The organism is Streptomyces sp. HUAS 31, from assembly GCF_028198125.1.
Lineage (GTDB): Bacteria > Actinomycetota > Actinomycetes > Streptomycetales > Streptomycetaceae > Streptomyces > Streptomyces chartreusis.
This window is the reverse complement of the sequence record NZ_CP116353.1, coordinates 2576241-2590472: the sequence shown is the minus strand read 5'-3', so window position 1 is coordinate 2590472 and position 14232 is coordinate 2576241. Positions and strand designations below refer to the sequence as shown.

The following is a 14232-nucleotide window of genomic DNA, read 5'->3' as shown; positions in this document are numbered from 1 at the left end:
CGTACGTACGGCTCGGCCTCCTCCCGCTCCCGGTCGGCTGACGCTTCCGGCGCCGGCAGGCCTCCCGTTCGCTGGGGGTCCCCCCAGTTCGTCGGGGGAGGGTGGGGACCCGGCGGTGCGTACCGTCCCGCCGGATCTGAGAGGGCCCCTTGAGTTCCAGTCGACACGTCCCGGTGATGCTCCAGCGGTGCCTGGACCTGTTGGCCCCCGCCCTGCAGCGGCCGGGAGCGGTCGTCGTCGACTGCACGCTCGGGCTCGGCGGCCACAGCGAGGCCCTTCTGACGCAGTTCCCCGAGGCCCGGCTCGTCGCCCTCGACCGCGACAAGGAGGCCCTGCGGCTGTCCGGCGAGCGGCTCGCCCCGTACGGCGAGCGCGCCACCCTCGTGCACGCCGTCTACGACGAGCTTCCGGACGTCCTGGACAGACTCGGCATCGCGCGCGTGCAGGGCGTCCTGTTCGACCTCGGCGTTTCCTCCATGCAGCTGGACGAGGCCGACCGCGGCTTCGCCTACGCCCAGGACGCCCCCCTCGACATGCGCATGGACCAGACGACCGGCATCAGCGCCGCCGAGGTCCTCAACACCTATCCGCCCGGCGAGCTCGTCCGGATCCTGCGCGCCTATGGCGAGGAGAAGCAGGCCAAGCGGATCGTGGCCGCCGTCGTGCGCGAGCGCGCCAAGGAGCCGTTCAGCAACAGCGCCCGGCTCGTGGAGCTGATCCGGGACGCGCTGCCGCAGGCCGCCAAGCGCACCGGCGGCAACCCGGCCAAGCGCACCTTCCAGGCGCTGCGCATCGAGGTCAACGGCGAGCTCTCCGTCCTGGAGCGGGCGATCCCGGGCGCCGTGGCGGCCCTCGCCGTCGGCGGGCGGATCGCGGTGCTGTCGTACCACTCGCTGGAGGACCGCCTGGTCAAGCAGGTGTTCGCGGCCGGCGCCGCCAACACCGCCCCGCCCGGGCTGCCCGTCGTCCCCGAGCAGTACCAGCCCCGGCTCAAGCTGCTGACGCGCGGTGCCGAACTTCCCACCGAGGAAGAGATCGCCGAGAACCGGCGCGCGGCACCGGCGCGGCTGCGCGGGGCCGAGCGCATCAGGGAGTCCATCGAATGAAGGCCGTGAGGCAGGGGCGGGAGTCCGGGTCCACGACGCGAGGGCGTCGGTCGGAGAACCGGACCCGGGGGAGGGCGAGTGAGTAGGAAACCCGAACTGAGGGGACGGGCCGCCCGGCTCGCACGGCTCCTGCCCCCGGGCGCGGGGCAGGCCGCCCGTGCCCCGTTCGTCCTCCTGGTCGTCCTTCTCCTCGGCGGCGGCCTCATCGGCCTCCTCGTGCTGAACTCCGCCCTCAGCGAGGGCGCCTTCCAGAAGGACGACCTCCAGAAGGAGACCAAGGCCCTCACCGACGAGGAGCAGTCCCTCCAGCGGGACATCGACGCCTATTCCGCCCCCGACGCGCTCCAACGCCGGGCTCGCGAACTGGGCATGGTCCCGGGCGGCGACCCCGCATTCCTCGCCCCGGACGGAACCGTCAAGGGCGTCCCCAGCGCCGCGCCCGCCGGGCAGACCGCCGCCCGCGACGCCCTCTTCCTCGCCCCCGAGGCCATCCCCGGCTCGCCCGCGACGCCCTCGACGTCCGGCCCGGACACCACCTCGCCGACCTCCGCGACGACACCGGCCGCGCCCGGCCCCGGCGGGCCCACCCCGCAGACCGTGCCCGACTACACGGCACCCCTCCAGCAGTCCGCCCCGTCCGCCCAGTCCTCCACGTACCCGACCCCCGGCAGGTGACGGAAGTGTCCGACAGGGAACCGCCGCGCCGCCGCGTGCCCGGACCCGCCAAGCCCGCCCGCTCCGGCGGCGCCCAGCGGCGCCCGGGCCCCGGCGCCCGCCCGGCCCGCCGCCCGGCACGCCCACGTCCCGGAGCGCCCGTCGCCATCCGGCTCGGCAGCCCCCGCCCCCGGCTGCGCATGGTCAGCCTGGCCCTGACGCTCGTCCTGCTCGCCTTCGTCGTACGACTGCTCCAGGTGCAGGGCGTCGACGCGAGCACCTATGCCGCCAAGGCCGAGAAGAACCGCTACGTCGGCTACACCCTGGCCGCGGAGCGCGGCGGCATCACCGACCGCAACGGCGTGGCGCTCGCGACCAGCGTGGACGCGTACGACATCACGGCCGACCCCACGCTGTTCTCCCGTGACCAGCTGAAGATCGACGACGGTCCCGAGCAGGCTGCGGCCCTGCTCGCCCCGATCCTCGGCCAGGACCAGGAGAAGATCGTCAACAAGCTCCGGCCGGCGAACCGGAACCTGCGATACACGCTGCTGGCCAGCCGCCAGACCCCCCAGGTCTGGAAGCAGATCAAGGACCTCAAGACCGCGCTGGCCACCAAGGCCGAGACGGACAAGAGCGCGGTCAACGTCCTCGCGGGCGTCCTCTCCGTCGCCAGCAGCAAGCGGGTGTACCCGAACGGCGACCTCGCCGCCGGGATACTGGGCTGGGTCAACGCCGACGGCAAGGGCGGCGGCGGTGTCGAGCAGCAGCTGAACAAGGCGCTGTCCGGCAAGGACGGCGAGATCCGCTACGCCCAGTCCGGCGGCCGGCAGGTCCCCACCGTGAACGCCACCGAGACGCCCGCCGTGCCCGGCAGCGACGTCGAGCTCACCATCGACCGCGACATCCAGTGGGCCGCGCAGAACGCGATCACCAAGCAGGTGGAGGAGTCCAGGGCGGACCGCGGCTATGTGATCGTCCAGGACACCCGCACCGGCGAGATCCTCGCCATGGCCAACTCGCCCGGCTTCGACCCGAACGACCTCTCCGAGGCCTCCAGCGCGAACATGGGCAACGCCGCCCTCCAGGACGCCTACGAGCCCGGCTCCACCGCGAAGGTCATGTCGATGGCCGCCGTACTGGAGGAGAACGTGGCCACGCCCGGCACGCACGTCATCGTGCCCAACCGGCTGCACCGCGGCGACCGGCTCTTCAAGGACGACATCGACCACGAGACCTGGTACCTCACGCTCAACGGCGTGCTCGCCAAGTCCAGCAACATCGGCACCATCCTCGCCACCGGCCAGCTCGGCAAGACCCAGCGGCAGTCCAACAAGGTCCTCTACGACTACCTGCGCAGGTTCGGCCTCGGCAGCTACACCGGGCTCGGCTTCCCCGGCGAGACCCCCGGCATCCTGGCCGCCCCCGACAAGTGGTCGACCTCGCAGCAGTACACGATTCCTTTCGGCCAAGGTCTGTCCCTGAACGCGATGCAGGCGGCGTCGATCTACTCGACTATCGCCAACGGCGGCGTACGCGTCGAACCCACGCTGGTACGCGGCACCGAGGGACCCGACGGGCAGTTCACCGAGGCGGCGAAGCCCAAGAAGACCCGGGTCGTGAGCGCGAAGACGGCGAGGACCCTCGCCCAGATGCTGGAGTCCGTCGTGGACGACCGGGAGGGCACCGGCACCAAGGCGCGCATCCCCGGCTACCGGGTCGCGGGCAAGACGGGTACGGCGAACCGCGTGGATCCGGCCACCGGGAAGTACCGCGGCTACACGTCCTCCTTCGCCGGCTTCGCGCCCGCCGACAACCCCCGGGTCACGGTCTACTGCGCCATCCAGAACGCCACCCAGGGCAACTACTTCGGCGGCCAGATCTGCGGCCCCATCTACAAGCAGGTGATGGAGTTCGCGCTGAAGACCCTCCAGGTCCCGCCGACCGGGGCCAAGTCCGCCAAGCTCCCGGTCTCCTACAAACCCTGACCACCCTGATCAGCACCGAGCAGCCAGGAACCACCTCGTGACAACGATCACCCCCGACTCCGGGAACCAGGGCACGCCCCGCCCCTCACTTCGCCCTGACGCCGGTACGCCCGGTACGCTCACCGCCGTGCCACACGCTGATCAGTCCCAAACCACCCAGAAGGGGCATCCTGTGACGTATCCGGGACCGCCCAGGCCGGCGCAGGTCTCCGCCACACCCCTCGCGGAACTTGCCGACCAGCTGGGTGTCCCCGCGCCGGAACAGCAGGACGGCCCCGCCGAGGTCACGGGCATCACCCATGACTCGCGAGCCGTCCGCCCCGGCGATCTGTACGCCGCCCTCCCGGGTGCCCGCATGCACGGCGCCGACTTCGTCACGCAGGCCGCGGGCCTCGGCGCGGTCGCCGTGCTGACCGACCCGACCGGCGCCGAACGCGCCACGGAGACGGGGCTGCCGGTCCTTGTCGTCGAGGATCCGCGCGGGCGGATGGGTGAACTGGCGGCCACGATCTACGGCCACCCCGGCCGCGATCTGCTCCAGATCGGCATCACCGGCACCTCCGGCAAGACCACCACTGCCTACCTCGTCGAGGGCGGCCTGAAGACGCTCAGGTCGACCGGCCTCATCGGCACGGTCGAGATGCGCATCGGCGACGAGCGCATCAAGTCCGAGCGGACCACCCCCGAAGCCACCGACCTCCAGGCGCTGTTCGCCGTCATGCGCGAGCGCGGCGTCGGCGCGGTCGCCATGGAGGTCTCCAGCCACGCCCTGGTCCTCGGCCGGGTCGACGGCTGCGTCTTCGACATCGCGGTGTTCACCAACCTCAGCCCGGAGCACATGGAGTTCCACTCCGACATGGAGGACTACTTCGGGGCGAAGGCGCAGCTGTTCACCCCGAAGCGCAGCAGGCTCGGCGTGGTCAACCTCGACGACGAGTACGGCCGCCGGCTCGCCGAGGAGGCCACCGTCCCGGTCGTCACCTTCTCCGCCGAGGGCCACCCCGACGCCGACTGGCGCGCCGAGGACGTCCAGGTCGGCCCGATGGACGCCACGTTCACCGTGATCGGCCCCAAGGGTGAGCGCATCGCGGCCACTTCGCCGCTGCCGGGCCCCTTCAACGTGGCGAACACCCTCGCCGCCATCGTCGCCCTGGCCGCCGCCGGCCTCGACGCGCAGACCGCGGCCGACGGCGTGGCCGCCGTGCCGGGTGTGCCGGGCCGTCTGGAGCGGGTGGACGCCGGACAGCCGTATCTCGCGGTCGTGGACTACGCCCACAAGACCGACGCCGTCGAGTCGGTCCTCAGGGCGCTGCGCAAGGTCACCGAGGGCCGGGTGCACATCGTGCTCGGCTGCGGCGGTGACCGTGACAGGACCAAGCGGGAGCCGATGGGCGCGGCCGCGGCCAGGCTCGCCGACACCGCCGTACTGACCTCCGACAACCCCCGCTCCGAGGACCCCCTCGCGATCCTTGCAACCATGCTGCAGGGCGCGGCGTCCGTGCCGGTACACGAGCGTGGCGAGGTCCAGGTCTTCGAGGACCGGGCCGCCGCGATCGCCGCGGCCGTCGCGCGCGCCCAGCCCGGCGACACGGTGCTGGTCGCGGGCAAGGGCCATGAGCAGGGCCAGGACATCGCCGGAGTGGTCCGTCCCTTCGACGACCGCCAGGTGCTTCGCGAAGCTATCCAGAAGACCCAGGGATGAACTTGTGATCGCCCTCTCTCTCGCCGAGATCGCAGAAGTCGTCGGCGGGCAGACGTACGACATACCGGATCCGTCGGTCCAGGTCACCGGATCCGTCGTCCGGGACTCCCGTGAAGTGGAGCCCGGCAGCCTCTTCGTCGCCTTCGTCGGCGAGCGCGTGGACGGGCACGACTTCGCGGAGGCCGTCGTCGCGGCCGGCGCGGTCGCCGTCCTCGGCTCGCGGCCGATGGGCGTGCCCGCGATCGTCGTGCCGGATGTGCAGAAGGCGCTCGGCGCCCTCGCCCGCCATGTCGTCCAGCGGCTCGGCGCGACCCTCGTGGCGCTGACCGGCTCGGCCGGCAAGACCAGCACCAAGGACCTGATCGCCCAGGTGCTCCAGAGCAAGGCGCCCACCGTGTTCACGCCGGGCTCGCTCAACAACGAGATCGGGCTGCCGCTGACCGCACTCAGCGCCACCGAGGAGACGAAGTTCCTCGTGCTGGAGATGGGCGCGCGGGGCATCGGCCACATCCGCTACCTCGCCGATCTGACGCCGCCGAGGATCGGCCTCGTCCTGAACGTCGGGACCGCCCACATCGGCGAGTTCGGCGGCCGCGAGCAGATCGCGCAGGCCAAGGGCGAACTCGTGGAGAGCCTGCCGGAGGACGGCGCCGCGATCCTCAACGCCGACGATCCCCTCGTACGGGCCATGGCGTCCCGTACGAAGGCGAAGGTGCTCCTTTTCGGAGAGTCCGGCGAAGCGGACGTACGCGCCGAGAACGTGCGACTCACGGACAGCGGACAGCCTTCCTTCATGCTTCACACACCCTCCGGGTGCAGCGATGTGACCATGCGCCTGTACGGTGAGCACCACGTGTCGAACGCGCTCGCCGCGGCCGCCGTCGCCCATGAGCTGGGCATGTCCGCAGCTGAGATCGCCACCGCGCTCTCCGAGGCGGGCTCCCTCTCCCGCTGGCGTATGGAGGTCACCGAGCGCCCGGACGGCGTGACCATCGTCAACGACGCCTACAACGCGAACCCCGAGTCCATGCGGGCCGCCCTCAGGGCGCTGGCTGCCATGGGCGGCGCCTCACGGGCAAAGGGGGGTCGTACGTGGGCGGTGCTCGGCAAGATGGCCGAGCTCGGGGACGAGGCGCTCGCCGAGCACGACGCGGTCGGACGGCTCGCCGTCCGGCTCAACGTCAGCAAGCTCGTCGCGGTCGGGGGCAGGGAAGCGTCCTGGCTGCAACTGGGCGCATATAACGAGGGTTCGTGGGGTGAGGAGTCGGTGCACGTGTCCGACGCACAGGCGGCGGTCGACCTGTTGCGCAGCGAGTTGCGCCCAGGGGACGTCGTGCTCGTGAAGGCGTCCCGTTCGGTGGGTCTGGAGAGCATCGCCGAAGCGCTGCTCGCGGGCGGCGCCCAGGGTGAGGTCGACGCCCGATGATGAATCAGATCCTCTTCGCGGGTGTCATCGGGCTCTTCCTGACACTGATCGGCACACCGCTGCTGATCAAGCTTCTCGCCCGCAAGGGCTACGGCCAGTACATCCGCGACGACGGCCCGCGCGAGCACGCCAGCAAGCGCGGTACGCCGACCATGGGTGGTATCGCCTTCATCCTCGCCACGATCGTGGCGTACTTCCTGTCGAAGGTGATCACCGGAAAGCCGGTGACCTACTCGGGCCTGCTGGTGCTCGGCCTGATGGGCGGCATGGGCCTGGTCGGCTTCCTGGACGACTACATCAAGATCGTCAAGCGTCGTTCGCTGGGTCTGCGGGCCAAGGCCAAGATGGCCGGTCAGCTGCTCGGCGGTATCGCCTTCGCGGTGCTCTCGCTCCAGTTCGCGGACAACCGCGGCAACACCCCGGCCTCCACCAAGCTCTCCTTCGTGCAGGACTTCGGCTGGTCCATCGGACCGGTGCTGTTCGTGGTCTGGGCGCTGTTCATGATCCTCGCCATGTCGAACGGCGTGAACCTGACGGACGGTCTGGACGGCCTCGCCACCGGCGCCTCCGTACTGGTCTTCGGCGCCTACACCTTCATCGGCGTATGGCAGTTCCAGGAGTCCTGCGCCAACGCGCAGACCCTGACCAACCCGGGCGCCTGTTACGAAGTGCGAGATCCACTCGACCTCGCCGTCGTCTCCTCGGCGCTGATGGGTGCCTGCCTCGGCTTCCTGTGGTGGAACACCTCGCCGGCCAAGATCTTCATGGGTGACACCGGTTCGCTGGCCCTCGGCGGCGCGCTCGCCGGTCTCGCCATCTGCTCGCGCACCGAGCTGCTGCTCGCCATCCTCGGCGGCCTGTTCGTGCTGATCACCATGTCGGTGGTCATCCAGGTCGGCTCCTTCCGCCTCACCGGCAAGCGTGTCTTCCGAATGGCGCCACTCCAGCACCACTTCGAACTCAAGGGCTGGTCAGAAGTGCTCGTAGTGGTCCGCTTCTGGATCATTCAGGGCATCTGTGTGATCGTCGGACTGGGCCTCTTCTACGCGGGATGGGCAGCGGACAAGTGACCGACTGGCAGGGGAAGAACGTCACCGTCGCCGGGCTCGGCGTCTCCGGGATCCCGGCGGCCAAGGTGCTGCACGGCCTCGGCGCGAAGGTCACCGTCGTCAACGACGGCGACGACGCACGCGCGCGTGCCCAGGCGGCCGAACTCGAGGCGCTGGGCATCGCCGTGCGCCTCGGTGACGGGGCGACCCTGCCCGAAGGCACCGAACTCGTCGTCACCGCGCCCGGCTGGAAGCCGGACAAGCCGCTGTTCACGGCGGCCCGAGAAGCGGGCGTCGACATCTGGGGCGACGTCGAGCTCGCCTGGCGGCTGCGCGGCCCGGACGCCGCGCCCTGGCTCGCCGTCACCGGTACCAACGGCAAGACCACGACCGTCCAGATGCTCGCCGAGATCCTGAAGGCGGCGGGCCTGCGCACCGCCGCCGTGGGCAACATCGGCGTCTCGCTGCTGGACGCGGTGCTCGGCGAGGAGCAGTACGACGTCCTCGCCGTGGAGTTGTCCAGTTACCAGCTCCACTGGGCGCCCTCGCTGCGGGCACACTCGGCTGCCGTGCTGAACCTCGCGCCCGACCACCTCGACTGGCACGGCTCCATGGAGGCGTACGCCGCCGACAAGGGCCGTATCTACGAGGGCAACCGCGTCGCCTGCGTCTACAACGTCGCCGACAAGGCGACCGAGGACCTGGTGCGCGAGGCGGACGTCGAGGAGGGCTGCCGGGCCATCGGCTTCACCCTCGGCGCCCCGGCCCCCTCCCAACTCGGCGTCGTCGACGGCATCCTCGTCGACCGCGCCTTCGTCGAGAACCGGCAGAAGAGCGCCCAGGAGCTCGCCGAGGTCTCCGACGTCGATCCGCCTGCCCCGCACAACATCGCCAACGCCCTTGCGGCGGCCGCCCTCGCCCGGGCCTTCGGGGTGCCTCCCAAGGCCGTACGGGACGGTCTGCGGGCCTTCACCCCGGACGCCCACCGCATCGCTCACGTGGCGGACGTCGCCGGGGTCTCCTACGTCGACGACTCCAAGGCCACCAACACGCACGCGGCGGAAGCCTCGTTGGCGGCGTACGAGTCCATCGTGTGGATCGCGGGCGGGCTAGCCAAGGGCGCCGTCTTCGAGGAACTGGTCGCCAAGTCGGCCGGGCACCTGCGGGCGGCCGTCCTCATGGGCGCCGATCGTGGCCTGATCCGGGAAGCCCTGGCGCGACACGCGCCGGAAGTACCCGTCGTCGACCTCGACCGGACCGACACTGGGGCGATGCTCGCGGCAGTCCAGGAGGCGCAGCGGCTCGCCCGGCCCGGTGACACGGTGCTCCTCGCCCCCGCGTGTGCCTCGATGGACATGTTCGCCAACTACAACCAGCGCGGTGACGCGTTCGCGGAAGCGGTTCGCGAACTCGGCGCGGGCGCCTGACGGCGGGTCTCGGCCACAGCGGGTGCTTCGGGACCCTTGGAGGGACGCGTGACTCGGATGTGGCCGGACGGTTCGTACGCCCACGGCGAAGCGGTGAGCGCCGATGCCCGGTAGCCGTACGGGCCGGCCGCCCGTGCAGCGGGCCGTTCGGCGGCCCGCGACGACCGGACCGCCGCGCGACAACCCGGTACGGCGGCTCTACACCCGTCTGCAGCGGGCGTGGGACCGGCCGCTGACCGCCTACTACCTGATCCTCGGCGGCAGCCTGCTGATCACGGTGCTCGGTCTGGTGATGGTCTACTCGGCCTCCCAGATCACCGCGCTCCAGATGTCGCTGCCCGGGTCGTACTTCTTCCGCAAGCAGCTGCTGGCCGCGGTGATCGGCGCCGGGCTGCTGTTCGCGGCCTCCCGGATGCCGGTGAAGCTGCACCGGGCGCTGGCCTACCCGATTCTCGCCGGCGCCGTCTTCATGATGGCGCTGGTGCAGGTGCCCGGGATAGGAGTCGCGGTCAACGGCAACCAGAACTGGATCGCCCTCGGCGGCTCCTTCCAGATCCAGCCCAGTGAGTTCGGCAAGCTCGCGCTCGTGCTGTGGGGCGCCGACCTGATCGCCCGCAAGCAGGACAAGAAGCTGCTGAACCAGTGGAAGCACATGCTGGTGCCGCTCGTGCCGGTCGCCTTCATGCTGCTCGGGCTGATCATGCTCGGCGGCGACATGGGTACGGCGATCATCCTGTCGGCGATCCTGTTCGGCCTGCTGTGGCTGGCGGGGGCCCCGACCAGGCTGTTCGTGGGCGTCCTGTCCGTCGCCGGACTGATCGGGCTGCTCCTGATCAAGACCAGCGCCAACCGGATGGCCCGCCTCCAGTGCCTGGGCGCCACCGAACCGCGCAGCGGCGCCGTCGACTGCTGGCAGGCCGTGCACGGCATCTACGCGCTCGCATCCGGCGGAATCTTTGGCTCCGGGCTCGGCGCGAGTGTGGAGAAATGGGGCCAACTACCCGAAGCCCACACCGACTTCATCTTCGCCGTCACCGGTGAGGAACTGGGCCTGGCGGGGACGCTGTCGGTGCTCGCCCTCTTCGCGGCTCTAGGCTATGCGGGTATCCGCGTGGCCGGACGCACGGAGGACCCCTTCGTGAGGTACGCCGCGGGAGGCGTGACCACCTGGATCACCGCGCAAGCCGTGATCAACATCGGTGCGGTGCTCGGCCTGCTGCCGATCGCCGGCGTCCCCCTGCCGCTGTTCTCGTACGGGGGGTCCGCCCTGTTGCCGACCATGTTCGCCATCGGGCTGCTCATCGCCTTCGCACGCGACGAGCCCGCTGCGCGGGCAGCGCTTTCCGTGCGGCAACCCCGCTTTGGTAGAAAGCGTGCGGGAGGCGCCGTGCGTGATCGGGGGCCTCGGAGATGGAACACGATGCGACGGCGTGCCTCGGCGGCGCGTTCGTCCGGAGAGCGGTGAATTTCGGTGCATGTCGTACTCGCCGGTGGGGGGACCGCCGGCCACATCGAGCCCGCGCTCGCCCTCGCGGACGCCCTGCGCAGGCAGGACCCGACCGTGGGGATCACGGCCCTGGGCACGGAGCGCGGCCTGGAGACCAAGCTGGTGCCGCAGCGCGGCTATGAACTCGCGCTGATCCCGGCGGTACCGCTGCCGCGCAAGCCCACTCCCGAGCTGATCACCGTCCCGGGCCGGCTGCGCGGCACGATCAAGGCGACCGAGCAGATCCTGGAGCGCACCAAGGCGGACGCCGTGGTCGGCTTCGGCGGCTATGTCGCCCTGCCCGGCTACCTCGCCGCCAAGCGCCTCGGCGTGCCGATCATCATCCACGAGGCCAACGCCCGCCCGGGTCTGGCCAACAAGATCGGCTCGCGCTACGCCGCCCAGGTCGCCGTCGCCACGCCGGACAGCAAGCTGCGCAACTCCCGCTACATCGGCATCCCGCTGCGCCACACCATCGCCACCCTGGACCGGGCCGCCCGCCGCCCCGAGGCCCGCGCGATGTTCGGGCTGGACCCGAACCTGCCGACGCTGCTGGTCTCCGGTGGCTCGCAGGGCGCACGGCGGCTGAACGAGGTCGTCCAGCAGGTCGCGCCCTGGCTCCAGCAGGCCGGCATCCAGATCCTGCACGCGGTCGGTCCGAAGAACGAACTGCCGCAGGTGCATCAGATGCCGGGGATGCCCCCCTACATCCCGGTAAGTTACTTGGATCGGATGGACCTCGCGTACGCCGCGGCCGACATGATGCTCTGCCGCGCGGGCGCGATGACCGTCGCCGAACTCTCCGCCGTCGGGCTCCCGGCCGCCTACGTCCCGCTGCCCATCGGCAACGGCGAACAGCGGCTGAACGCCCAGCCGGTGGTCAAGGCCGGCGGCGGACTGCTGGTCGACGACGCGGAACTCACCACCGAATGGGTGCAGCAGAACGTCCTGCCCGTGCTCGCCGACCCGCACCGGCTGTACGAGATGTCCCGTGCCGCAAGCGAATTCGGCCGCCGGGACGCCGACGACCTGCTCGTCGGCATGGTGTACGAGGCGATCGCCTCGCACCGCCGCCAGTAACCGTGTGACGGAGGGCAGGGAGCGTGGCCGGACCGACGACCGCCGAGCGCGGTGAACGCAAGCAGGAGTCGTCCGACCCGCCCCTCGCCCGGCGGCGGTTGAGGGTGTCGCGTCTTCGTACGATCATCATCCTTACCGTCGTCCTGGTACTTCTGGGCGCGGGTTCCGTGTGGCTGCTCTACGGCTCCAAGTGGCTGCGCGTCGAGCGCGTATCGGTCGCGGGAACCCGGGTTCTGACGCCCGAGCAGGTCCTGGAGGCGGCCGACGCCCCCGTCGGAGCGCCGCTGATTTCCGTCGACACCGATGCGATTGAGGCGCGCCTGCGCCGGAAATTGCCCCGAATTGACGAGGTTGACGTAGTCCGCTCCTGGCCCCATGGAATCAGCCTGAAAGTGATGGAGCGTACTCCGGTTCTCATGGTGCAAAAAGGCGGAAAGTTCATCGAAGTGGACGATGAAGGTGTCCGTTTCGCCACGGTTTCCATGCCGCCTAAAGGCGTTCCCGCACTGGAATTGACGGTGTCCCGGTCGAGCTCGGCCGCCGCGAGCCTGCGCCGCTTCGGAGACGCTCGTCTGGTGCGCGAGGCGGTGCGGGTCGCCGGCGCCATTCCGGCCGCCGTTCTGCACGACACCCTGGTCGTCAAGGTCCGTTCCTACGACGACATCTCGCTGGAGTTGCGCGACGGCCGGACCGTCGCATGGGGGAGTGGCGAGAAGGGAGCCGCCAAGGCTCGCACACTCACCGCTCTCATGAAAGCCTCACCGCGTGCGCGGTACTTCGACGTGAGCGTTCCCACCGCCCCCGCGTCATCGGCGAGTTGACGCACATCTGCGCAGGCCAGCACCCTGGTTGGGCAGCGACATGGCTGATCACATAGGGTGAAAAGAAAAACGGGAGGTTCGGCGTGTTCGTTGAACGTGCGCCACTTGTCGACTTAGTGTCCTGTTCAGAAGACTTCAAGGAACAGACACACTGGTAACCCTAAACTTCAGGGTTAGGGTTCGGGTCGGCGCTACGGACCGTCCCATTCGGCATCAGTCGCCGGCTCCGGAAGCGCAGCGCTTCTTGTGAACCGACGACCCGTAACTCGAGGCGAGAGGCCTTCGACGTGGCAGCACCGCAGAACTACCTCGCAGTCATCAAAGTCATCGGTGTCGGCGGCGGTGGTGTCAATGCCATCAACCGGATGATCGAGGTCGGTCTCAAGGGCGTCGAGTTCATCGCCATCAACACTGACGCACAGGCGCTGTTGATGAGCGACGCCGACGTCAAGCTCGACGTCGGCCGGGAACTCACCCGCGGACTCGGCGCCGGAGCCAACCCGGCCGTCGGCCGCAAGGCCGCCGAGGACCACCGCGAGGAGATCGAGGAGGTCCTCAAGGGGGCCGACATGGTCTTCGTGACGGCCGGTGAAGGCGGCGGCACCGGCACCGGCGGCGCGCCCGTCGTGGCCAACATCGCCCGCTCCCTGGGTGCCCTCACCATCGGTGTGGTCACCCGCCCGTTCACCTTCGAGGGACGGCGCCGCGCCAACCAGGCCGAGGACGGCATCGCCGAACTCCGCGAAGAGGTCGACACCCTCATCGTCATCCCGAACGACCGGCTGCTGTCCATCTCGGACCGCCAGGTCTCGGTGCTCGACGCCTTCAAGTCGGCCGACCAGGTCCTGCTCTCCGGTGTCCAGGGCATCACCGACCTCATCACCACGCCCGGCCTGATCAACCTCGACTTCGCCGACGTCAAGTCGGTCATGTCCGAGGCCGGTTCGGCCCTCATGGGCATCGGCTCGGCCCGCGGCGACGACCGCGCGGTGGCCGCGGCCGAGATGGCGATCTCCTCGCCGCTCCTCGAGGCGTCCATCGACGGCGCCCGGGGCGTGCTGCTCTCCATCTCCGGTGGCTCCGACCTCGGCCTGTTCGAGATCAACGAAGCGGCCCAGCTGGTCAGCGAGGCCGCCCACCCCGAGGCCAACATCATCTTCGGCGCGGTCATCGACGACGCCCTCGGCGACGAGGTCCGGGTGACCGTGATCGCCGCCGGCTTCGACGGCGGCCAGCCGCCGGCCCGCCGGGACAACGTCCTCGGCTCGACCTCCTCCTCGCCCCGCCGCGAGGAGCAGCCCGCTCCGGCGCGGCAGCCCGAGAGCCGCCCGTCCTTCGGCTCGCTCGGCAGCGTCACGCCGAAGGAGGAGCCGGAGCCCACGCCGGAGCCGGTGGCCGACATCCCGGTCGCCCCGCCGGTCCCGCCGTCCCGGACCTACGCCGACAGCGCGGCGGAGGAGCTGGACGTCCCGGACTTCCTTAAGTGATCCTTC

At 70.4% G+C, this 14232-nt stretch carries 11 protein-coding genes; all 11 read left to right on the top strand.

Features of this window, described 5'->3' with window-relative positions:
* Positions 1-149: 149 nt before the first annotated feature.
* The 11 genes from rsmH (at position 150) to ftsZ (ending at position 14226) form a co-directional block, all read left to right on the top strand.
* Positions 150-1106 (top strand): 16S rRNA (cytosine(1402)-N(4))-methyltransferase RsmH, encoded by a 957-nt coding sequence (rsmH, locus tag PGH47_RS11425; protein WP_271663330.1) that lies wholly within the window; start codon positions 150-152, stop codon positions 1104-1106.
* 78 nt (positions 1107-1184) lie between these two features.
* Positions 1185-1781, top strand: a complete 597-nt coding sequence (locus PGH47_RS11420; RefSeq protein ID WP_271663329.1) for an FtsB family cell division protein — start codon at positions 1185-1187, stop codon at positions 1779-1781.
* A 5-nt stretch (positions 1782-1786) separates the two neighbouring features.
* Positions 1787-3748 (top strand): peptidoglycan D,D-transpeptidase FtsI family protein, encoded by a 1962-nt coding sequence (locus PGH47_RS11415; RefSeq protein WP_376056841.1) that lies wholly within the window; start codon positions 1787-1789, stop codon positions 3746-3748.
* Between the two features lie 172 nt (positions 3749-3920).
* Complete coding sequence (locus PGH47_RS11410) at positions 3921-5450, top strand: UDP-N-acetylmuramoyl-L-alanyl-D-glutamate--2,6-diaminopimelate ligase (RefSeq protein ID WP_271663327.1); 1530 nt, start codon at positions 3921-3923, stop codon at positions 5448-5450.
* Positions 5451-5454: 4 nt separating this feature from the next.
* Positions 5455-6876, top strand: a complete 1422-nt coding sequence (locus PGH47_RS11405; protein ID WP_271663326.1) for a UDP-N-acetylmuramoyl-tripeptide--D-alanyl-D-alanine ligase — start codon at positions 5455-5457, stop codon at positions 6874-6876.
* On the top strand, positions 6873-7946 hold the full coding sequence (gene mraY / locus PGH47_RS11400) for a phospho-N-acetylmuramoyl-pentapeptide-transferase (protein WP_030956450.1): 1074 nt from the start codon (positions 6873-6875) through the stop codon (positions 7944-7946). The genes PGH47_RS11405 and mraY overlap by 4 nt, the downstream gene beginning before the upstream one ends.
* Complete coding sequence (gene murD / locus PGH47_RS11395; protein WP_271663325.1) at positions 7928-9352, top strand: UDP-N-acetylmuramoyl-L-alanine--D-glutamate ligase; 1425 nt, start codon at positions 7928-7930, stop codon at positions 9350-9352. Before mraY ends, murD begins: the two co-directional genes overlap by 19 nt.
* A 103-nt stretch (positions 9353-9455) precedes the next feature.
* Positions 9456-10817, top strand: a complete 1362-nt coding sequence (ftsW, locus tag PGH47_RS11390; protein WP_093745697.1) for a putative lipid II flippase FtsW — start codon at positions 9456-9458, stop codon at positions 10815-10817.
* Between the two features lie 6 nt (positions 10818-10823).
* Positions 10824-11918 carry an undecaprenyldiphospho-muramoylpentapeptide beta-N-acetylglucosaminyltransferase gene (gene murG, locus PGH47_RS11385; RefSeq protein WP_126898589.1) on the top strand — a complete coding sequence of 365 codons (1095 nt, stop codon included), beginning with the start codon at positions 10824-10826 and terminating at the stop codon, positions 11916-11918.
* A 23-nt stretch (positions 11919-11941) separates the two neighbouring features.
* A complete protein-coding gene (locus PGH47_RS11380) occupies positions 11942-12739 on the top strand; it encodes a cell division protein FtsQ/DivIB (protein WP_271663324.1) in 798 nt (265 codons plus the stop codon).
* A gap of 287 nt (positions 12740-13026) precedes the next feature.
* Positions 13027-14226, top strand: a complete 1200-nt coding sequence (gene ftsZ / locus PGH47_RS11375) for a cell division protein FtsZ (RefSeq protein ID WP_107907048.1) — start codon at positions 13027-13029, stop codon at positions 14224-14226.
* Positions 14227-14232 lie beyond the last annotated feature (6 nt).